General features: G+C 64.3%; 18 protein-coding genes. 11 read left to right on the forward strand and 7 right to left on the reverse strand.

Annotated features, from left to right (window positions below; genetic code table 11):
• The first annotated feature begins 313 nt into the window (after window positions 1–313).
• Window positions 314–1,324: a Preprotein translocase subunit SecY gene (locus tag AACW87_RS18520; RefSeq protein WP_241325761.1), complete on the forward strand. Its 1,011-nt coding sequence runs from the start codon at window positions 314–316 to the stop codon at window positions 1,322–1,324.
• A 49-nt stretch (window positions 1,325–1,373) separates the two neighbouring features.
• Here the strand turns inward: AACW87_RS18520 and AACW87_RS18525 are convergent, their stop codons facing one another.
• The gene (locus AACW87_RS18525) at window positions 1,374–1,541 is read right to left on the reverse strand and encodes a hypothetical protein (RefSeq protein WP_005308905.1); all 168 of its coding nucleotides are present in this window, start codon (window positions 1,539–1,541) and stop codon (window positions 1,374–1,376) included.
• A 44-nt stretch (window positions 1,542–1,585) separates the two neighbouring features.
• Here AACW87_RS18525 and AACW87_RS18530 point away from each other — a divergent pair, with 44 nt between their 5' ends.
• The 5 genes from AACW87_RS18530 to AACW87_RS18550 all read left to right on the forward strand — a co-directional run bounded on the left by AACW87_RS18530 (window position 1,586) and on the right by AACW87_RS18550 (window position 9,015).
• On the forward strand, window positions 1,586–2,575 hold the full coding sequence (locus AACW87_RS18530) for an NADP-dependent oxidoreductase (protein ID WP_241325762.1): 990 nt from the start codon (window positions 1,586–1,588) through the stop codon (window positions 2,573–2,575).
• Entirely contained in the window at window positions 2,572–3,009 is a 438-nt protein-coding gene (locus tag AACW87_RS18535) for a YqaA family protein (protein WP_043135490.1), read from the forward strand. The genes AACW87_RS18530 and AACW87_RS18535 overlap by 4 nt, the downstream gene beginning before the upstream one ends.
• 26 nt (window positions 3,010–3,035) lie before the next feature.
• Window positions 3,036–5,849, forward strand: coding sequence for a M16 family metallopeptidase (locus AACW87_RS18540; protein WP_241325763.1), 2,814 nt, complete (start codon window positions 3,036–3,038; stop codon window positions 5,847–5,849).
• 59 nt (window positions 5,850–5,908) lie between these two features.
• Window positions 5,909–7,507, forward strand: coding sequence for a glutamate--cysteine ligase (gene gshA, locus AACW87_RS18545; RefSeq protein ID WP_241325764.1), 1,599 nt, complete (start codon window positions 5,909–5,911; stop codon window positions 7,505–7,507).
• A 293-nt stretch (window positions 7,508–7,800) separates the two neighbouring features.
• Complete coding sequence (locus tag AACW87_RS18550) at window positions 7,801–9,015, forward strand: aldose 1-epimerase family protein (protein WP_241325765.1); 1,215 nt, start codon at window positions 7,801–7,803, stop codon at window positions 9,013–9,015.
• A gap of 63 nt (window positions 9,016–9,078) precedes the next feature.
• On the opposite strand, the gene AACW87_RS18555 is transcribed toward AACW87_RS18550, so the two are convergent.
• Window positions 9,079–10,869: an AMP-dependent synthetase/ligase gene (locus tag AACW87_RS18555; RefSeq protein ID WP_241325766.1), complete on the reverse strand. Its 1,791-nt coding sequence runs from the start codon at window positions 10,867–10,869 to the stop codon at window positions 9,079–9,081.
• A gap of 186 nt (window positions 10,870–11,055) precedes the next feature.
• On the opposite strand from AACW87_RS18555, the gene AACW87_RS18560 reads away from it, so the two are divergent.
• Window positions 11,056–11,601: a thioredoxin family protein gene (locus AACW87_RS18560; RefSeq protein ID WP_241325767.1), complete on the forward strand. Its 546-nt coding sequence runs from the start codon at window positions 11,056–11,058 to the stop codon at window positions 11,599–11,601.
• Between the two features lie 9 nt (window positions 11,602–11,610).
• Here AACW87_RS18560 and rimI read toward each other — a convergent pair whose 3' ends face one another.
• Together rimI and AACW87_RS18570 are read right to left on the reverse strand one after the other, a co-directional pair.
• Window positions 11,611–12,060, reverse strand: coding sequence for a ribosomal protein S18-alanine N-acetyltransferase (gene rimI / locus AACW87_RS18565; RefSeq protein ID WP_103471578.1), 450 nt, complete (start codon window positions 12,058–12,060; stop codon window positions 11,611–11,613).
• A gap of 58 nt (window positions 12,061–12,118) precedes the next feature.
• Complete coding sequence (locus tag AACW87_RS18570) at window positions 12,119–12,607, reverse strand: hypothetical protein (protein WP_445206859.1); 489 nt, start codon at window positions 12,605–12,607, stop codon at window positions 12,119–12,121.
• Window positions 12,608–12,844: 237 nt separating this feature from the next.
• On the opposite strand from AACW87_RS18570, the gene AACW87_RS18575 reads away from it, so the two are divergent.
• Window positions 12,845–14,452 carry an ATPase RavA domain-containing protein gene (locus tag AACW87_RS18575; protein WP_043135499.1) on the forward strand — a complete coding sequence of 536 codons (1,608 nt, stop codon included), beginning with the start codon at window positions 12,845–12,847 and terminating at the stop codon, window positions 14,450–14,452.
• Window positions 14,453–14,504: 52 nt separating this feature from the next.
• Window positions 14,505–15,959: an ATPase RavA stimulator ViaA gene (viaA, locus tag AACW87_RS18580; protein WP_241325768.1), complete on the forward strand. Its 1,455-nt coding sequence runs from the start codon at window positions 14,505–14,507 to the stop codon at window positions 15,957–15,959.
• Here viaA and AACW87_RS18585 read toward each other — a convergent pair.
• Both AACW87_RS18585 and AACW87_RS18590 read right to left on the reverse strand, forming a co-directional pair.
• A complete protein-coding gene (locus tag AACW87_RS18585; protein ID WP_241325769.1) occupies window positions 15,906–16,472 on the reverse strand; it encodes an EamA family transporter in 567 nt (188 codons plus the stop codon). The genes viaA and AACW87_RS18585 overlap by 54 nt on opposite strands.
• A complete protein-coding gene (locus AACW87_RS18590; RefSeq protein WP_241325770.1) occupies window positions 16,424–16,828 on the reverse strand; it encodes an EamA family transporter in 405 nt (134 codons plus the stop codon). The genes AACW87_RS18585 and AACW87_RS18590 overlap by 49 nt, the downstream gene beginning before the upstream one ends.
• Before the next feature lie 137 nt (window positions 16,829–16,965).
• On the opposite strand from AACW87_RS18590, the gene AACW87_RS18595 reads away from it, so the two are divergent.
• Complete coding sequence (locus tag AACW87_RS18595; protein ID WP_043135501.1) at window positions 16,966–17,418, forward strand: Lrp/AsnC family transcriptional regulator; 453 nt, start codon at window positions 16,966–16,968, stop codon at window positions 17,416–17,418.
• A 6-nt stretch (window positions 17,419–17,424) separates the two neighbouring features.
• Here AACW87_RS18595 and AACW87_RS18600 read toward each other — a convergent pair whose 3' ends face one another.
• Window positions 17,425–18,429, reverse strand: coding sequence for a sensor domain-containing diguanylate cyclase (locus tag AACW87_RS18600; protein ID WP_241325771.1), 1,005 nt, complete (start codon window positions 18,427–18,429; stop codon window positions 17,425–17,427).
• Between the two features lie 213 nt (window positions 18,430–18,642).
• Between AACW87_RS18600 and AACW87_RS18605 the strand changes: the two genes are divergently transcribed.
• Window positions 18,643–20,505, forward strand: coding sequence for a GGDEF domain-containing protein (locus AACW87_RS18605; RefSeq protein ID WP_241325802.1), 1,863 nt, complete (start codon window positions 18,643–18,645; stop codon window positions 20,503–20,505).
• Window positions 20,506–20,525: the final 20 nt, after the last annotated feature.

Raw genomic sequence — 20,525 nt, forward strand, 5'->3', positions numbered from 1 at the left:
TCTAGAAGGTGCAGGCTTAACCTGAACGGAACCAGCCATCATTGTGGCTGCGCCGGCTTTGCGGCTTGGCACCTCACCTTGCCAGGGGGGCTGCGCCACTTCTTCGGTGCGACGGGCCCGCTTGTCATTGCGTCGAGGATGGCAGCTTGGGTTCGAGCCGTCATCATGCCGGTGGCGGCTATTTGCCCAATCTGGTCGCAGCCTGTCCATCCAGGGCAGTATCTGATTGAATTCAAACGATTAGCCTTCATTCTGTCGATGGGGGGACTATAATCGGTAGCCAACTTTTCCTGCACAGTATCCCCACTTCATCATGAATACACAGGCTTCCGCCATATTGCGCTACCCCAAGGGGTGGTTCGCTCTGACCACGGTGTACAGTTTTACCGGGTTGGCCATTCTGGCCTCCATCGTCTTCTCCCTGTTGCTGTTTCTCTCCATCGACGACAACCCCCTGATGAAGTGGCTGTTCGGCGGCCTGGCCATCATCTTCGAGCTGGGCAAGTTCTACGTCTGGTACGAGTACGGCGAGTGCAAGGCGCGCCGCGATCTCGGCGGCGCCTTCTGGTCGCTGCTGTTCTACAGCGTGCTGGCCGCCATCTCCATCGGCGGCAGCATCGGCGGCAGCATCGGCGGCATCAACAGCGCCACCAACACCATACTGAGCCAGCAGGCGCGCCACGAGCGGGAGCTGGCCCGCTTCGACGAGCAGATCGCCAGCATAGAGCGGCAGATCCAGCTCAACGAGGAGGCGGCCCGCAAGTATATAGAGATGGCGCGCATCTCCAGCGGCGTCAGCGGCTTGCAGCAGGCCAACACCAAGCTCAGGTTGAAGCAGGATGAGTTGCGCCAGGAGCGGGACGCCAAGCCGCTCAACGAGCAGTCCTCCATGCTGGGGCTGATGAGCAGTCTGGCGGACGGGGTGGGCATGAGCATCAGCCAGGTGCAGTTTCTGCTGGTCTGTTTCCTCTCGGTGCTGCTGGATGTGTTTGGTGCCTTCTTCGTCAGCCTGATCGGCGAGGAGAACCGCTTTCGCCGTATGTGGCTGTGGCAGCAGGCGCGGGAGCAGGCCGCGGCGCGGCTGGCGGAGGCTGCGGCCACTGCGCCTCCTGTGGTGAGCAAGCCGGAGCCCGAGCCAGCTGTGGTGGCCCAGGTGCGCTCCGTGCTGGAGAGCGGCGAGCTCAAGTGCAGCAAGCGCGGGGTAGCCGAGGCGTTGTCGCTGTCGCTGGAAGAGGTAGACAGGGTATTCCAGCATCTGCTGGCCCAGGGGGTGCTGGGGCAGGGCAGCAACCGCCACTACCACCTCAGCGCGCAAGCGGGTTGATGATCTGGCCACCTCAGGGTGGCCTTTTTGTTGCTGTGCGCGGGCGGCGCTAGTGAGTCAGCACCATCATCAGGCTGAGGAAGGCGGCCAGCCCCCCACCTATGCCGATGATCCAGTAAAACCCCTTGGCCCCCTGTTTGAGCGGGATGCGGAAGTAGAGCAGAAACGCCCACCACCCCAGGGCCAGCAACAGAGGAATAAGAAACATTCGAGCCATGGTGTCCTCGCTGTTATTCTGTTGACCCTTGATCAGTCAACAGGATGGATTGTGCAATGACGCAGCTACAGATTACCGCATTCGGCGACCCCTCGGTACTCAAGCTCAACCCTTCGCAGGGCAAGGTGCCCGCCGAGGGGGAAGTCCGGGTGCGCATCTGCTTTGCGGGAGTCAATCCCATCGATGCCAAGACTCGGGCCGGCCTCGGCTGGGCGGCGGCCCAGAACAAGGACAAGCTGCCCTGGACGCCGGGTTATGATGTGGCTGGCGTGATTGAGAAGGTGGGCCCAGGCGTGACCTCGCTGGCAGAGGGAGATCAAGTGTGCGGCATGGTGGGCTTTCCGCTGGCGGGCGGCGCCTATGCCGACAGCACTGTGGTGAGCGCAGAAGCGCTGGTCAAGCTAGATGGCATCAGCCTCAAACAGGGCGCCGCCCTGCCGCTGGCCGGTCTCACCGCCTGGCAGGGGCTGTTTGAACATGGTGCCCTCAAGGCCGGTCAGCGGGTGCTGATCCTGGCCGGTGCCGGCGGGGTTGGCCATCTGGCGGTGCAGTTTGCCAGCGCTTACGGCGCCGAGGTGGTCGCCACGGCCAGTCGTGACAATCACGGTTTTCTCCATGGCCTGGGGGCCGGTCATCTTGTGGATTACCACGACCCTGACTGGGTCGCGCAGATCCTGGCCCAGGGGGGGCAGGTCGATCTGGTGCTGGACCTGGTGGGCGGCGAGAGCGGCAAGGCGGCGCTCGCCTGCGTCAAGCCCGGTGGCCGTCTGGTGACTGTACCGACCATCACGGCCCAGCAGATCAAGGATGCGGCGGTCGATGCCGGCATAGAGGTGCTCGGCATGCTGGTGCACCCCGACAGCAAACAGCTGGCCCAGATGCTGATCCTGCTGCGCCAGGGGGATGTACATATCACGGTCGGTGGCGAGTTTGCCCTGGCCGAGGGGGCGCTGGCCCATCAGGCCATAGAACAAGGCCATGTGCGTGGCAAGCTGGTGCTGCGCATGCCTGCCGCCGATGGCCAGCCCGGATGACTGGTATTGCCGAGATGGGGCTGGGCTGGCTGTTTTTGAGCGCCTTCACCTCCGCCACCCTGCTGCCCGGCAGCTCGGAAGTGCTGCTGGGGGCCATGGCGGCCAAGGGAGAGTGGAGCATGACCAGCCTGCTGCTGTGGGCGACGCTTGGCAATACCCTGGGCTCCATGACCACCTGGTGGCTCGGCTGGCTCGCCACCTTCAAGAAAAAACCGGAAGATTTTCAAGGCCGTGGGGAACAAAAAGCCCTCGGCTGGCTCAAACAACATGGTCACTGGTGTCTGCTGTTGGCCTGGACGCCAGTGGTCGGTGATGGCCTCTGTCTGCTGGCCGGTTGGCTGCGTCTCTCCTTCTGGCGCTCTCTCATCCTGATCGGGCTCGGCAAATTATTGCGTTATGCCCTGGTTTTTCTGTTGGCCAGTCACATTTTCTAGCCCCTTTCTTCACTCACGAGGTAACCGTGAACAAACTCATTCCATTAAGTCTTCTTCTGGGCTTCACCCTGCCCGTGCTGGCAGCCCCCACCCTGGTGTCGGAGCAGGTCAAGGAAGAGGGCAAGCTCGGCATCCCTTACCAGATGTACAAGCTGGACAACGGTCTGACCGTGATCCTGGCGCCCGACAAGTCAGATCCCCTGGTGCACCTAGACGTCACCTATCACGTGGGCTCGGCCCGCGAGCAGGTGGGCAAGTCCGGGTTTGCCCACTTCTTCGAACACATGATGTTCCAGGGCTCAAAACACGTTGGCGATCAGGAGCATATGCGGATCATCAACGAGGCGGGTGGCGACATGAACGGCACCACCAACAAGGATCGCACCAATTATTACGAGACTGTGCCGGCCAATCAGCTGGAGAAGGTGCTCTGGCTGGAAGCGGATCGCATGGGCTTCCTGCTCGATGCGGTGAGCCAGAAGAAGTTCGAGATCCAGCGCGCCACCGTCAAGAACGAGCGCGCCCAGCGCATCGACAACCAGCCCTATGGCCTGGTGAGCGAGAAGGTGGGGGAGGCGCTCTACCCGCGCACCCATCCCTACTCCTGGCAGCCCATCGGTTATGTGGAGGATCTGGACCGGGTCGGGGTGGATGACCTCAAGCAGTTCTTCCTGCGCTGGTACGGCCCGAACAACGCCACCCTGACCCTGGGCGGCGACTTCGATACCAAGCAGGCACTGGCCTGGATCGAGCAATACTTCGGTTCCATCCCGCGCGGTCCTGACGTGGCCGAGCCGACCCCGGAGCCGGTGAGCCTGCCCGAGACCCGCTACGTGACGCTGGAGGACAAGGTCCATCTGCCGCTGCTCTACATCAGCTACCCGACCGTCGCCCTCGGCGATCCGCAGGAGCCGGCGCTGGACATGTTTGCCGACGTGCTCGGCGGCTCCGCCAGCTCCATGCTCTACCAGTCGCTGGTGAAAACCGGCAAGGCCATAGACGTGGGCGCCTCCCACTACTGCGAGGAGCTGGCCTGCACCCTGACCGTTTACGCCTATCCCAACCCGGCGGTGGATGGCAGCCTCAAGACCCTCAAGGGGGAAGTGGACAAGGTGATCGGCGAGTTTGCCGGTCGCGGCCTCAAGCCGGAGGATCTGGAAAAGGCCATCAGCAGCTATCGCGCCTCGGCCATCTGGGGTCTGGACAGCGTCTCCGGCAAGGTGAGCCAGCTAGCCATGGGCCAGGTGTTCGCCCAGGATCCCAACTATGTGTTCAAGAGCCTGGATGCCATCGGCAAGGTGACCCCTGAGCAGGTCAAGGCGGCCTATGACAAGTTCATCGTGGACAAGCCGGCCGTGGTGCTGAGCGTGGTGCCCAAGGGCAAGACGGATTGGCAGGTGACCAAGCCGAACTTCACCCCTGCCAAGCGCGAGCTGCCCGATTACAGCCAGCATGGGGAGCCGCTGGCGCTGCGCCCGGTCAAGGACAACTTCGATCGCAGCGTGCAGCCCAAGGCGGCGGATGCGGTCAGCGTCAAGGTGCCCGCCATCTGGCACGGCAAGCTCGACAAGGGGATCGAGATCATCGGCACCCAGAGTGACGAGATCCCGGCCGTTTCCATCATGGTCGCCCTGCCGGGCGGCATGCGGGCCGAAGGCAAGGGGGAGCTGGGGCTCGCCAGCCTCACCGCCAGCATGATGGGACAGGGCTCGGTGCGCCTGACCGAGGCCCAGCTCAGCGACGAGCTGCAAAAGCTCGGCTCCAGCGTCAGCGTCTCCAGTGCCCAGTACAGCAACCTGGTCACCATCAGCAGCCTGACCGACAAGCTGCCCCAGACCCTGGCGCTGGTGCGCGAGGTGTTCGAGCGGCCCGGCATGCGGGAGGCGGACTTCGAGCGGGTCAAGGCGCAGATGCTGCAAGGCATGAAACAGAGCGAACAGCAGCCGGAGTGGCTGGCAGGCCAGGCGTTCCGCGAGCTGGTCTATGGCAAGCAGAACCGCCTCGGTCAACCGGGTGACGGTGTGCTGGCCGACGTCGAGAAGCTGACCCTGGCGGACGTGAAGCGCTTCTATCAGAACTACTACAACCCGACCAACGCCAAGGTGGTGGTAGTCGGGGATGTGGCTCAGCAGCAGGTGGAGGAGCAACTCGGTTTCCTGACCCAGTGGAAGGGCGCCACGCCGGTACTCGGCAGCCTCAAGCCCAAGGGTGAGCAGGCCAAGCCGGGCATCTATCTGGTGGACAAGCCGGGGGCGCCCCAGTCGGTGATCCGCATCGGTCGTCGCGCCATGGCGTTTGATACCACGGGGGATTACTTCACCGCCGGGCTGATGAACTTCAACCTGGGGGGCAACTTCAACAGCCGCATCAACCTCAACCTGCGCGAAGACAAGGGCTACACCTACGGGGCCAGCTCGGGCTTCTCCGCCAATCGCGAGGTGGGTACCTTTGCCACCGGCGCCAATGTGCGGGCCGATGCGACCGTGGATGCCATCCGTCAGTTCCTCAAGGAGATGGACAACTACCGCGCGACCGGCCCGACCCCGGTGGAGCTGGCCTACATGCGCAGCGCCGTTTCCCAGCAGGATGCGCTCTCATACGAAACCTTGGGCCAGAAGGCAGGCTTCCTGCTGCAGATGATCATGTATGACCTGAAGCCGGACTATGTGCAGGCCCAGAACCAGCTGATCAAAACGGTGTCACCCGAGGCGCTCAAAGCCAGCGCCGCCCGCTGGCTGGATCCGGCCGACATGGTGATTGTGGTGGTGGGTGACAAGCAAAAGCTTGAAAAACCCCTGAAGGAGCTTCATCTTCCCATCTATCCGCTGCAGCTGCCCTGAGGGCGCTTCATAAAAATAGCGCCGCCCCCCTGTGGGGCGGCCACACATGAGCCGTGAATATGACTACTACTAGCTTGTCACTCACCGAGTTGTTGACCGCCCTGGGTTCGCCGGAACGGCTGACGGCCCTCAAGGGGATCCGGCGCGGGATCGAACGTGAATGTCTGCGCATCACGCCGGAGGGGACCCTCTCCCAGACGGATCACCCCAGGAGTCTGGGCTCGGCCCTGACCCATGCCAACATCACCACCGACTACTCGGAGAGCCTGCTGGAGTTCATCACCCCGGCCACCGACTCCATCGACAGCCTGATCGAACAGCTGGGCGACATTCATCGCCACGCCATCCATCATCTCGGTGACGAGCGCATCTGGCCGCTCTCCATGCCCTGCTTCGTCGGCGACGAGGAGAGCATACGGCTGGCCCAGTACGGCAGCTCCAACATAGGGCGGATGAAGACCCTCTACCGGCAGGGGCTGAAGAACCGCTACGGCAGCCTGATGCAGGTGATCGCCGGGGTGCACTTCAACTTCTCCATGCCGGACAGCTTCTGGAGCGAGTGGCAGGATCTGGTGTGCGAGGGCTGCTGCAGCCAGCGCTTCATCTCCGACAAGTACATGGGGCTTATTCGCAACGTCTACCGCTTCGGCTGGCTGGTGCCCTATCTGTTCGGCGCCTCCCCGGCCATCTGCGACTCCTTCCTCAAGGGGCGCAAGAGCAGCCTGCCGTTCCAGAAGACCGGCAAGGGCACCCTCTACCTGCCCTATGCCACCGCGCTGCGGCTGTCCGATCTCGGCTACACCAGCAGCTCCCAGAGCAAGCTCAACATCAGCCATGACAACCTGCCCGCCTATGTGGCCAGCCTGCGCCGCGCCATCAGCACCCATGATCCCGAGTTTGCCAAGATAGGGGTCAAGGTGAACGGCGAGTACCGTCAGCTCAACGACAACGTGCTGCAGCTGGAGAACGAGCTGTACGCGCCGATCCGGCCCAAGCGCACCCCGCGCAGCGGCGAGAAACCCTCGGATGCGCTGGAACAGCGCGGCATCGAATACATAGAGCTGCGCACAGTGGATGTGAACCCCTTCACCCCGTTCGGCATAGATGTGGATCAGATCCGCTTCTTCGATCTGTTCCTGGTCTGGTGCCTGCTGCGCCCGTCTCCCGTGCTGGGTGACGAGGAGATTGCCCGCAATCGCCGCAACCAGAACAAGGTGGTGCTGGAAGGGCGTCGCCCCGGCCTGGAGCTTGAATATGAGCAGGGCAACGCCATCGGTCTCAAGGAGTACGGCCTCAAGCTGTTTGACGAGCTGGCTCAGGTGGCCTCCCTGCTGGATCGCTGCTGTGGCCGCAACCGCTACCGCGAGACGCTGGCCATGCACCGCGAGAAGCTGCTCAATCCCGAGCTCACCTACTCCGCCCGCCTGCTCAAGCAGTTGCTTGAGAGCGGTCAGGACAACGGCTGCTTCGGTGACGAGCTGGCGAGCCGCTATCGGGAAGAGATGCTGGCCGGCGAGCTGCAGTACTGGGATCAGGCCTACTTCGCGGGCGAGGCGCGGGAATCCCTGGCCAAGCAGCGGGAGCGGGAGCGCAGCGACAGCCTGTCGTTCGACGACTTCCTGGCCGACTACTTCGGTACCCGCCAGACCACGACCTGATCCTTCCCCCTTTCGATCCGCAAGCCGCTCCTGGAGCGGCTTTTTTATTGCGTCTCTCCCGCCTCTCCCCGGCGTATTTCCGTGGCCCCGAGCGTTCGAAAATGGCGCCCGAAAATAAGTGTGAGTCAGCCTTCACTTCAGCAGGGCGGGTGGGGTTTTTATTGTCAATCCGCTCACATTTCCCTCTTTTGCGGCTTGAGTCTTGCGCCGTGGACGCCTAACGTCACGGCAACTGAAACGATTCAGCTTTCACAAAAACCATTCACAAGAACAAGAGACACGAGGATAAATCCATGTTGAAGAGACTCTCCATTGCCGTACTGCTCGCCCTGGGCGCGAGCTCGGGCCAGGCCGCCGAATTTCTGCTGACCGACTCCCAGCAGGGACTGGATGTGGGGGACTGGAAGATCAGCAGCGACAAGCTGGGGATCAAGAGCCCTGTGCCCTTCTCCGTCGAGAAGAAGCGGCTGCACGGCGGGCGTCAGGAGGGGGTGGATCTGCTGATCGTCGACAACGGCGTGATGAAGATTACCCTGGTGCCGACCCGCGGCATGGGGATCAAGGAGCTCAAGGGGGCCGATGTGCGCCTCGGTTGGGATTCCCCCGTCAAGGAGGTGGTCAACCCGGCCTTCATCGATCTGGAGAGCCGCGCCGGTCTCGGCTGGCTCGATGGCTTCAATGAGATGCTGGTGCGTTGCGGCTACGAGTGGACCGGTCACCCCGGAGTCGACGACGACGGTCGCCTCAAGAGCCTGCACGGCCGGGTGCAGAACATACCGGCGTCCGTGGTCAGCGTGACCATAGACGAGGAGCCGCCCTATGCCATTCACGTGCTGGGCCGGGTGGACGAGCGCACCTTCAAGGTGAGCGAGCTGGTCACCTGGACCCAGCTGAGCGTAGTGCCCGGTCAGGCGGAGTTTGCCCTGCAGGACAAGCTGACCAACCACGCCGACTACGAGAACGAGTACCAGATCATCTATCACAGCAACTTCGGGACGCCGATCCTGGAGGAGGGGGCGCGCGTCAGCACCCCGGTGAAGCAGATCTCCCCGTTCAACGACTACGCCAAGGCGGGGCTGAAGAGCTGGCAAACCTATCTGGGGCCGACCAAGGGCTTCGATGAGATGGTGTTCAATCTGGTGCCCTACAGCGACGCCGAGGGCAATACCCTGGCGGTGCTGAACAATCGGGCGGGCAGCGCCGGTGTGGCTGTGGGTTACAACACGCACCAGTTGCCCGTGCTGACCCTGTGGAAGAACACCGACACCCGGGCCCAGGGTTATGTGACGGGTATCGAGCCCGGCACCAGCTATGCCTACAGCACCAAGTACCAGCGTCCGCTGGGACTGGTTCCCAAGATCCAGCCGGGGGAGACCAAGACCTTCGATCTGACCTATCGTCTGCTGCGAAATGGGGAGGAGGTGAAGCAGGCGCTGGCACAGGTGGAGAAGATCCAGGCCGGTCGCCCCACAGAGCTGCGCGAGCAGCCGCTGGTCAAGCTGCCCTGAGTGGCAAGCACACAGCAAAAAGCCGCTCTTGAAGCGGCTTTTTCATGTCAGGCGTGGGCATGCTCAGACATGGTTGTACATGGCCTCGATCTCGCTCTGGTACTTGGATTCGATGATCTTGCGGCGCAGCTTCATGGTGGGGGTGATCTCCCCCAGCTCCATGGAGAAGGCGCTCGGCAGCAGGGTGAACTTCTTCACCTGCTCGAACTTGGCCAGCTCCTTTTGCAGATCCTGGATGCGGGCATCGAAGAACTCCATCACCCGGGAGTTGCGCAGCAGCTCTGTCTTGCACTGGTATTGCAGGTTGATGGAGCGGGCGTACTCCTCCAGCGACTCGAAGCAGGGCACGATCAGCGCCGACACGAAGTGGCGGGCATCGGCGACGATGGCGATCTGCTCGATGAAGCGATCCTTGCCGATGGTCCCCTCCACCAGTTGCGGTGCCACGTACTTGCCGTTGGAGGTCTTCATCAGCTCCTTGAGGCGCTCGGTGAAGTAGATGTTGCCGTCGCCGTCGAGCTCGCCCGCATCGCCGGTGCGCAGGAAGCCATCTTCGGTCATCACCTCGGCGGTGGCGTCTGGCTTGTTGTAGTAGCCGCGCATCACGGTCGGGGAGCGCACCAGCAGCTCGTTGCTCTCACCCAGCTTCACCTCTATGCCGCTCAGCGCAGTGCCGATGGAGCCCAGCTTGAACTGGTGGTCTTCGTAGCAGCAGACGGTGGCCGTGGTCTCTGTCATGCCGTAGCCGTACTTGAGGTTGAGCCCCATGGCCTGGAAGAAGAAGTTCACGTCGTCGGCGAGGCGGGCGCCCGCCACCGGCAGAAAGCGGGTGCGACCACCGAAGCGGGCGCGCAGCTTGCGAAACACCAGTCGCTCCGCCAGCCAGAGCTGGGCGTAGAGCAGCGGCGAGGTCGCCTTGCCCGCCTGACGGCTGGCGACCAGCTGCTTGCCGACGCCGGTGGCCCAGCCGAACAGGGCGCGACGCAGGCGTGGCGCCTGAGCCACCTTGGCCTGGATCATGGCGTAGGCCTTCTCGTAGAGGCGCGGCACGGCGCACATCACGGTCGGCTGCACCTCGCCGATGACATCCATCACCTTCTGCGGATCGCGGATGTAGACGTTCTCGGCGCCGCAGTAGAGCACATAGTAGGTCCAGGCGCGCTCGAACACGTGGCTGAGCGGCAGCATGCACAGCGACACATCCTGCTCGTTGAGGTCGAGGCGGCTGTTGTGCATCTCGAAGCAGGCGGCGATGTTGGCAAAATCGAGCATGACCCCCTTGGGTTCACCCGTGGTGCCCGAGGTGTAGATCAGGGTCAGCAGGTCGTCCATCCGGTACTGGGTTTCCCGTACCCGCAACTCCTGCTCGCTGGCCTGATGGTTGCCGGAGACCAGAAAAGCCTGGAAGTGGCTGGCCGCCGGGCAGTCACGCAGGTTGACCTTGCCATCGAGGGCGACGATCTGGCGGATCTCGCCATCCTTCAACAGGGTGAGCGCCTGATCGAACTGGGCCTGTTCGCCGACGAACAGCAGGCCTATGTTGGCGTCGCGCACTATATAGCGCAGTTGCTCAAGGGTGCTGGTGGGGTAGATGGGCACGCTGACGCCGCGGGCGGCGAGGATGCCGAGATCGGCCTGGGTCCACTCCGGCATGTTGCGAGCGTAGAGACCCACCATTTCGGTGGGCTGGTGGCCGGCGCGGATCAGCGCCTGGGCGCAGTAGTCCATGGCCTGTCCCAGGGTTCGCCAGCCGATGGCACGCCACTGGCCATCCTGTTGTACGCGCAGGGCGGCCTTGTTGCCAAGCCGGGCGATACGTTCACGCATCAGTCGAACCAGATGGAGTTTCGGCATCAGTCAAACATCCTCAAGTAACAGTTGTACGCCCGCAGGGGCACTAAAAATCGCGCTGGAGTTTAAACTCTAAGATTACAGCTTACAAGTGTGCGCTGTTTGTCCTGGATCACAAAGTCAGCAATCCGGGCGAGCTTGAGGCATGATGGTCGATGACCAAGAGGAGCCATTCAGGGAGGGTGAACAATGAGTGTCGGGATCAAGGGCATGGTCACGGGGGCATTGCTGTTGCTGGCCGGGGCCGGCGGGCTCTGGTTTGCGCTGGGGGATATGGCCAGCGAGCAAGACAACCCCTGGCTGATCGGCGCCGACGGATACGCCAAAGCGCAGCAGCTGGCCCTGCACAAGGGGTATCCGCTGCTCTATGTGATCGAGCGCGCCAAGTGCCGACGCTGCAAGGGACTGGACGCCACATTGTGGCAGTCAGAGGAGATGGCGCCCGTGCTGGCCAGGCTGGTCAAGGTGCGGCTCAACCCGGATGCGGGGGATGGCAGCGAGCACATACTGCGCCGCTTCCCGCAGGTGGCGACCCCGCCCGGCATCTATGTGCAGCAGCCGGGGGAGCCGCTCAAGCCCATCAAGATAGCGGTGGATCTCCAGCAGATCTGGATGCCGGGCGTCACCTGGCGGCGCGGCTTCTTCATGCCGTTGTCGGCGGCCGGCTTCGAAGCCGTGCTGCACACCACCCAGAGCCTGCAGGATCCGGCCCTCGACAATGCGCCGTTGCTGTAGGGCGGCTGTCTAGCCGAAGTCGAACAGGCGGGACATGAGCACGGCGTCTTCCCGATCCTGGCCGGTGCCGTAGTAGTCGGCGCGGCGGCAATACTCGGCAAACCCCTCGCTCTCGTAGAGGCCGATGGCGCGCTTGTTGCTGTCGCGCACCTCCAGGAACCAGGCCTCGGCCCCCTTCGCCTTGCTGCGGGCCAGATAGGCCTTCAGCAGCGCCCGTCCCAGCCCCTTGCCCTGACAGTCTGGGTGCACGCAGATGTTCATCAGCGAGCTGTCGCCCGCCACCAGATCCGAGATGTAGAAACCGGCGGGGCGGCCATCCAGCAGCATCAAGCCATTGAGATAGCGCGGCCCGAAGCAGGAGATCAGGTTGGCCTGGCTCCAGGGCTCCTTGTGGGCGGCCTGTTCTATGGGGTAAATCAGCTCGAAATCTGTCTCGAGCAGGGGACGAAACTCAGGCATGGTGGCTCCGGGTCGGGGCGGCGGAAGGAAAGGGGGCAGATCCGGGCGACAGGGTCGCTTAACCGAGGCGCGATCTGAGTTGCTGCCACAGCGCCCGTTTCTGGGCCGGTGTCGGCGTGAGCGGGCAGACCAGCGCATCGGGCCAGGCGGGATCGGCCAGTTCCAGCCAGAGCTGGGGGGGCTTGTGCCCGGCGGGCAGCGTGGTCAGCAGCGTCACCTCGTCGACGCCTATGCCGAGCAGCTGGCAGAGATCCGCCAGCAGGGTCGGGGCGGGCAGGCGAGGTGCCAGGATCCAGAGCTTGCCGGCCGGCTGCGTGTCGAGTTCAGGCTGGGCCAGTTGGACGGAGGGCAGATCCCGAGCAGGGGCTGGCTCGGCGGCCTCCTGGTAGCCTGGGGCGGCATGGGCCCCCAGCAGGGCCGGGCGGCGCAGTTGCCAGCTTTGTATGCCCATGCGGGCCAACAGGGTTTGACGCATCAGGTCGGGCGTGAGGCCGCTTTGCTCAAGGGATGGCGCCTGATGTGCGTTCTGACGCTCGGGATCTTGCATGGCTGTGGCTCTGTCTTGATCTGCATTGGTGAAAAAAGCTCTGCGCAGGGTACACTCGAACGCGTTTTGCTGCATCTTTTGCGGTATGTTTTAGCCAGGAGTGGTGGCCCAGCGCCCATGCGCCCGCCGGTTTTTCCCGCAGGTGGCCTCGACACAATACAATAAGCAGAACAGGGAACATTCGACCGAGTCGCGGGTGTGCCGGTTCCAGACAACCCCAGTATCGGAAGTGCGCTTATGCCACCTTTAGCACCACAGAATCTTCGCCTTGCCCCCATTCATGAACGCTTGCCACGCCTGTTGTCGGCCCTCGGCGAGGGATTGTATGAGCGCCAGGATGCCCTGCGGCTCGGTCTGCTGGCCGCCCTCAGCGGCGAGAGCGTCTTCCTGCTGGGCCCGCCCGGCATTGCCAAGAGCCTGATCGCCCGCCGCCTCAAGCTGGCCTTCCATGAGGCGCGGCACTTCGAATACCTGATGACCCGCTTCAGCACGCCGGAGGAGGTGTTCGGCCCCCTCTCCATTCAGGCGCTGAAGGAGGATGGCAAGTACCTGCGGTTGACCACGGGCTACCTGCCGGAGGCCGAGGTGGTGTTCCTCGACGAGATCTGGAAGGCGGGTCCCGCCATCCTCAACACCCTGCTCACCGCCATCAACGAGCGGCAGTTTCGCAACGGCGACAGCCAGCACCCCATCCCCATGCGGCTGTTGGTGACTGCCTCCAACGAGCTGCCGGCGCCGGACAGCGGGCTGGAGGCGCTTTACGATCGCATGCTGGTGCGGATCTGGATGGACAGGGTGCAGGAGAAGGCCAACTTCCAGGCCATGCTGGCCAGCGATGGCCAGTCCCATCAGAACCTGCCGCCCTCGGTGCAGATCCACAGCGAAGAGTATGAGGCCTGGCAGGTGCAGATCGACCAGGTGCGGCTGCCCGACGACTGCTTCGAGCTCATCTATCAGCTGCGCCAACAGCTCGACAGCCAGCTGGCCCACAGCTGCTACGTGTCGGATCGGCGCTGGAAGAAGGCGGTCAGGCTCATCAAGGCGAGCGCCTTCTTCAACGGCCGCGACGAGGTGGCCCCCCTGGATCTGCTGCTGTTCAAGGATTGCCTCTGGCACGACGATGCCTCCCGCACCGCCCTGCTGGAGATGATGACCGAATTCTCCCGCCTCTATGGCTACCAGCAGTTGGCCATGACCCGCCAGCTGATGGGGCTGCGGGATCAGTTCAAGCAGCTCAGGAGCGCTGTGGCCCAGCGCCTGTGCTGCAAGGCGAAGCAGCGCCAGCAGTGGTTCGGACGCCGCGCCCGCGGCATCCAGATCCCGCTGGCCAATGCTCGTCCGTTTGGCAAGCTGGTGCACTTCAACCTGCTCACCCCGGCGGCGCTGGATGGCGACGATCCGGAGCGGCTGATCGAGACCCTGGTGTTCGATCGCACCCTGCTGTCGCACTGGCACCCCACCGGCGAGGCGCTGGTGGGCTGGCCGCTCGGCAACCCCAAGGAGGGGCACTACGAGCTGGTGCTGGACGACGAGCTGCGGCTGCAGGTGCTGGACCTGCAACGCCAGCAGATCCCGCTGGTGCTGGTGGAGCGCACTGCCATCCCCGAGGTGGTGATAGCCCCCTGGCAGGCGGCGCTCACCGGACTGCTGGCCGAGAGCGGCCTGCTGCAACAGGAGCTCAAGCGTCAGCGCGGCCTGTTCGAGCGCCATCAGCAGCACCTCTTCATCGGCCGTCACTGGCTGCAGCAGGTGGAAGACAGCTTCTTCGTGCTGAACCGGGATCTGGAGCAGCTGCGCAGCGATATCAGCCACTGGCACGATCGCCTGCCGAAGCTGGACGCCTGAGCCATGGGGAGCGTGAGTGGGGTAGCCATGAGCCATGTCGGCGGAGGTCGCCATGCTTGAGATCGGCATGATGGACTTGGGGCTGCTCATCGGCGAGGGGGAGCTGGCGGGGGAGATGGCGCTGCTGCTCGCCTCGGCGCCCAAGATCTCCGAGTTCATCAAGCGCTCCCCGCTGCAGGGCAAGCTGCTGCAAAAGCGCATCCGGCGCTGGAGCGAGCAGCTCGGCGAGGAGATGCGTCACAAGCCGGTGCCGGTGGCGCTGGAGCAGGAGTACCGCTTGTATCAGGCGCACAAGGGTCTGTCGCTGGCCGAGCTGATGGGGCGGCTGCCGACCCTGCTGGACGGGCTGGAACAGTTCAGCCCCTTCGCCGGCGAGGCGCGCAGCCTGGTGCGCCAGATCATGGCCCACCCCACCGACAGTCAGCGGCTGTTGCTGATGGAGAAGTGGCGCACCAGCCTGGTGGGCAGCCTGCTGCAACTGCAGCAGCAGATCGCCGAGGCGGAGCGGGAGAAGCAGCGCCAGGAGATCGAAGATCAGCTGCTGGCGAGCCGCACCCTGGCCGATGCGCTGGATCCGAACCAGATCTCCGCCGGCGGCCTCTGGGATCTGGCCCAGGGCAGCTGGCACAAGCGCAGCCTGGTGCTGATCAAGCAGTACGCCCGCATGTTGCAGCGCGAACCCCTGCTGGCCGAGATAGCCAACCTGCTGGGGCGCAGCGAGCAGGACAACCGGGCCAACGAATCCCCGGTGCCGCCGGTGCAGGTACACGAGCTGGAAGAGGTGCAGACCGACGACGTGCCGGACGATCTGGTGGGCATACACCCGGCCAGCGACCTGATGCGGCTGTTGCCGAGCGAGGCCGTGATGCTGGCCCTGCCCGAGCTGGAGCTGGAGTTCTATCGCCGCTATCTGGAGCGGCGCCTGCTCAGCTACCAGTCGCGGGGCACCTTGCCGCGCCAGCGCCTGCTGCTGCGCACTCCCGAGCTGGGGGGCCATCAGCTGCAGCAGCGGGGCCCTTTCATCGTCTGCATCGATACATCTGGCTCCATGGGTGGTTATCCGGAGGAGTGCGCCAAGGCGCTGTTTCTGGCCCTGCTCAAGGTGGCGATGGACGAGAAGCGGGGCTGCTATCTGATGCTGTTTTCTACCGAGGTGGCGACCCTGGAGATCACCGCCGATACCGGTCTGGACAAGGCGGAGCGCTTCCTCTCCATGAGTTTTCACGGCGGCACCGATCTGGTGCCCTGCCTCGAGAAGGCGTTGATCAAGCTCGATGATCCCGCCTTCGCCAGGGCCGATGTGCTGGTGGTTTCCGACTTCATCGCCCAGAGCCTGCCGCACGCCCTGCTGGATCGGATGAACCGCCAGCGCAAACAGCAGACCCGTTTCCACGCCGTCGCCATGTCCCGCCACGCCAAGCCGGCGCTGCTGCGGGTGTTCGACAACAGCTGGCTACTCGACTGCGGCCTGCGCGGTCGCCTGCTGCGCCGCTGGCAGCGCAACTGAAACGCGCCGTGCCGGCAGACTGGCCAGCACAACCCCGACACACAAGAGGCCAAGCGCCAGCCACACCGGCGGCGTGACGGCTTCCCCCAGCAGCCACCAGGCCAGCATGGCCGCCATCACGGGCGTGAGCGAGCCCAGCGCCGAGCTGACCTCGGCGCCCAGGGTGCGGATGGCGTGGGCGTAACAGAGCGCCGCCAGCAGGCCGGCGCCTATCCCTTGCAGCAGGCCCTGCCATAGCCAGACGCTGGCATGACTCACGGCGGGCAAGGGGCTCCACAGGAGCGTCGGCAGCAGCAACAGGGCCGACGGCACCGCCACCAGCGCGGCCGCATCCAGCGCCGCCAGTCCGCTGCGTCTGACCGCCAGGGTAAACAGGGCCCACAGCAGGGCCGCCCCCAGAAAGCAGACTTGTCCCTGCCACAATCCCGGCTTTCCGCCCAGCAACAGGGTAGCGGTGGCCAGCACTATGAGGGCGAGCCCCCAGCGCCGCTGCGCGGGGCAGGGGCGCGCCACAGCAGCAGGCCCAGCAGGCTGACCATGAGGGGCACTGTGCCCGGGATCAGGGCGCTGCCCTGGGCCACAGGGGCCAGCTGCATACCGGTGGCGCCGAGCCAGAAGAAGGGCAGACCGGCCCCCGCCAGCATGGCCAGCTGCCAGCGCAGGGGCGTGCGGCGCAGGCGGATACGGTGACGCCAGTAATAGGGGAGCAGCAGCAGGGCCGGGATGCCGAAGCGCAGCAGCGCCAGCGCCTGTGGCGGGAGCTTCTCCTCGGCGCCGAGGCGCAGGGAGAGAAAGAAACCGGACCAGAGCAGCACGGTGGCGAGGGCGGCGGCCCAGCCGCTGCAACGGGGTGACAGTGTGAATGACATAGGGCTCCCTCCATGGCGTGTCCCGGGTCATTATCTCGCCAGGGGGGAGGGTGTTGCAGGGCAAACTGTTTGAGAAATTCCGGTGTAATTGCTAGTTTCAGCCAATCCAAAAGGGATTTTTACCGGATATCACCAAGATGCTCGACAGGATTGATTTACATCTGCTACGGCTGCTGCAACAGGACGGGCGCCTCACGACAGTGGAGCTGGCGGAGCGGGTCGGGTTGTCTGCCTCCCCCTGTGCCCGGCGTCTGAAGCGGCTGGAAGGGGAGGGCCACATACGGGGGTATCGCGCCGTGCTGGCGCGGGAGAAGCTCGGCCTTGGCATCACCATCTTCGTCAACGTGCGGCTCAGCCAGCACAGGGAGCCGCTGGTGGAGGCCTTCGAGCAGGCGGTGGCGGCCATGGCGGAGGTGATCAGCTGTCACACAGTCTCCGGCAACTACGACTACCTGCTGGAGGTGGTGGTGCCCGACCTGCCCGCCTACGAGCAGTGGATCCGGCGGTTGCAGTCCCAGGACATGGTCAACGACATCAGCAGCCACTTCGCCATTCGCGCGGTCAAGGTGATGGGGCCGCTGCCCATTTGACCAGGTTCAGGTACAGGGCTGGTGGCCGAGCCCGCGCTCGTTCACCTGCTCCTGATCCAGCAGCGGCTGACCGCTCGGCTGGGAGACGTAAAAGCCCCGCTTGCCGCTGCGCTTGACCCGATACATGGCCTGATCGGCCCGGGCCAGCGCCGTGCTGAAGTCATCCTGTGGCCGGATCGCCGCTATCCCCATGCTCAGCCCCACGGCGGCGTCGCCGTTGGGCAGCTCGAACGGGGTCGAGATGGCATCTATGCAGCGGCGGGCCAGGTGGCTGGTGCGGGGATCCTCGCTGGCCCAGGGCAGCAGCAACACGAACTCGTCGCCGCCGAGGCGGCCGATCCTGACCCCCTCCTCGCAGCAGGCCTTGAGTCGCCGGGTGAGGGCGATCAGCAGCTCGTCCCCGGCCCTGTGGCCCAGGTTGTCATTGACCTGCTTGAAGTCGTCGAGATCGATGAAGCAGATGGCCTCGAACGTCTGCGGGAACTGGCGTTGCAGCGCTGTGCGGTTGAGCAGGCCGGTTAGGGGATCCCGGTGGGCCAGCTGGGCCAGCTGCTGCTCGTACTCCTTCTCGTGGGTGATGTCGATGTGGGTGCCCATCACCCGCAGCGGCTTGCCCTCTTCATCCCACTCCACCACCCGGCCCCGATCCAGCACCCAGGTGATCTTGCCATCCTTGGCGATCATGCGGTGCATCGCCTGATAAAACGGGCTCTTGCCGCTCAGGTGATCGAAGAAGGCCTGCAACACCCGCTCCCTGTCCTCCGGATGCAGGTGTTCGCGCCACACATCGAAGTGGGCCGACAGCTCCTTGGGCTGGTAGCCGAGCATGGCGCCCCAGCGCCGGTTGAAGATGATGAGCTTGCCGGTGGGCACGTGATTCTGCCAGATGCACAGGCCTGTGCCGTCCATGGCGGCCTCCAGCTTCTCCCGTGCATCCTCGGCCACCCGCTTCAGCCGCTCATTCTCCTGCAGCAGCCTGTCATAGGCGGCCTGCAGCTCCTCGTGTCTCATGAAGGCACTCTTCCCTGTGGTGAATGTCGCTATAGTCGATGCTGATTTTCCTCCTGTAAAGGGGATGAGATCGCCAGTGTGAGGGCCAGCCTGAACCTGTGGTTTTTCTCTCCCTCACTCTGGTTGCTGTGCCCATGGGCAAGGAGAGATATGATGGGGCATCCGAGTGCCAGCACCATCGAATGGGGAAACCGAACCGGCATGAAACGCATCATGACCTTGATCCTGCTGACCTGCCTGTGCGGTGCCCCCGCCTGGGCGGCCAGGGTGCCGCTCGTCGAGCCGCAACTGTCCCGAGAGTTGCAACTGCTGGAGGAGGGATTCCAGCCAGACCGCATGTTCCGCTTGCGCATCGCCGCCCTGGTGGCGAGCCGCGCCGCTTACCCGCCCGAGGTGCAGGGCCGCATAGTCCGGCTGCAGTGCTGGGCCATGTCTGCCGAGCGGGACAGCGAATATCGGGCCGTGGTGGCCTTTGCCGACCAGGAGCTGGCCCTCGCCCGTGAGCGCAAGGACAGGATCACCGAGAGCGGCCTGCTCACCTGTCGCGGTTTTCACCAGCAGATGCTGGGCAACATGGAGCAGGCCGGGGCCGATTACGAGCAGGCGCTGGTGCTGGCGCGCAGGCTGGGGGATAGGGTGCAGGAGGCCGACATCCTCAGCTACCGTGGCGACATGAAAGCCTATCAGGGGGAGCTGGCCGAGGGGCTGATGGAGCTCATCGAGGCACACAAGCGCTTCGAGGCGCTGGGGCAGGATGGCAAGGCGCGGGAGGTGTTGTCCCAGATCGCCAACGCCTACCGGCGCATGGGGCTCTATGCACGGGCCGAAGGCTACTTTCAGGAGCTGGAGCGCGACTACAGCACCCTGGGGGATCAGGAGCGGCTGGTGGACATTCGCTCCCAGCAGGGGCTGCTCTATGCCGAGATGGGGGAATTCAACCGCGCCCTGCCGCTGATGGCGCAGGCCGAGCAGCTCTATCGTTCGCAACACAAGGAGGGCTTGCTGGCCTGGATCCAGATCGAAATGGCCACCATCCTGATCAACCAGGGCAAGGTGGCCGAGGCCATGGCCAGACTGCAGCAGGCCGATGTCATACTGCGCAGCCGCGAGGATGTCGACAGCGTGACCCTGGCCCACTGGCAACTGGTGATGGGCATGGCGGAGGACGCGCTGGGCCATCCGACCAAGGCGCTCTACTACCTGACGCACGCCGAACCCATCTTCGCCAGGGAGAAGAACCAGCGTTTCCTGGCACGGGTCTACGAGGTACGGGCTCGCATTCTCGAACAGCAGGGCCAGGTCAATGCGGCCCTGGCCAGCCTCAAGCTGTACGTGCAGACCCGGCACGCCCTCGAGCTGGTGCTCAGGGAGCAGCGCTCCCTGCAGATGCGCTTCGAGTTCGATCTGGCCCGCAAGGAGCTGGAGAACCAGGCCCTCAAGACCAAGCAACTGTTGCAGGAGGCCAAGCTCAAGCAGTTGCAGGAGCGGCGGCAATGGCAATACCTGGTGGTGATCCTGCTGCTGCTGGTGATGGGCATGCTGGCGCTGTACCAGTTCAACCGCTCCCGCAAACTGCGTCGGCTCGCCATGACAGATGACCTCACCGGCATCCACAACCGCCGCCAGATCCAGGCCCAGGGGCAGGCCTGGTTCAAGCAGGCGAGGGAGCAGGGCAAGTCCCTGTGCGTGCTGATCCTGGACATAGACCACTTCAAGCAGGTCAACGACAGGCTGGGCCACCACATGGGGGATCAGGTGCTGGCGGCCGTCGCCAGGAGCATAGCCGCCCAGCTGCGCACCCTGGACAGGGTGGGGCGCAACGGCGGCGAGGAGTTTCTGGTGCTGTTGCCCGACACCTGCATGGCGGAGGCGGTCGAGGTGGCGGAGCGGATCCGCCATCGGGTCTCCCAGCTGCGCATCGAGGGGATGCCGGAGGGGCATCCGGTGCACGTCAGCATAGGCTGTGCCCAATACAGCCCCCTCGACGACAGCCTGGGGGATCTGATCCAGCGAGCCGACGAAGCCATGTACAGGGCCAAGCAGGCCGGCCGCAATCGGGTGATGCGGGCCGAGTAGGGCGCTCCGGCGCCCTTCGC

Origin of the sequence: Aeromonas sp. MR7 (assembly GCF_963899385.1) — a bacterium.
Lineage (GTDB): Bacteria > Pseudomonadota > Gammaproteobacteria > Enterobacterales > Aeromonadaceae > Aeromonas > Aeromonas bestiarum.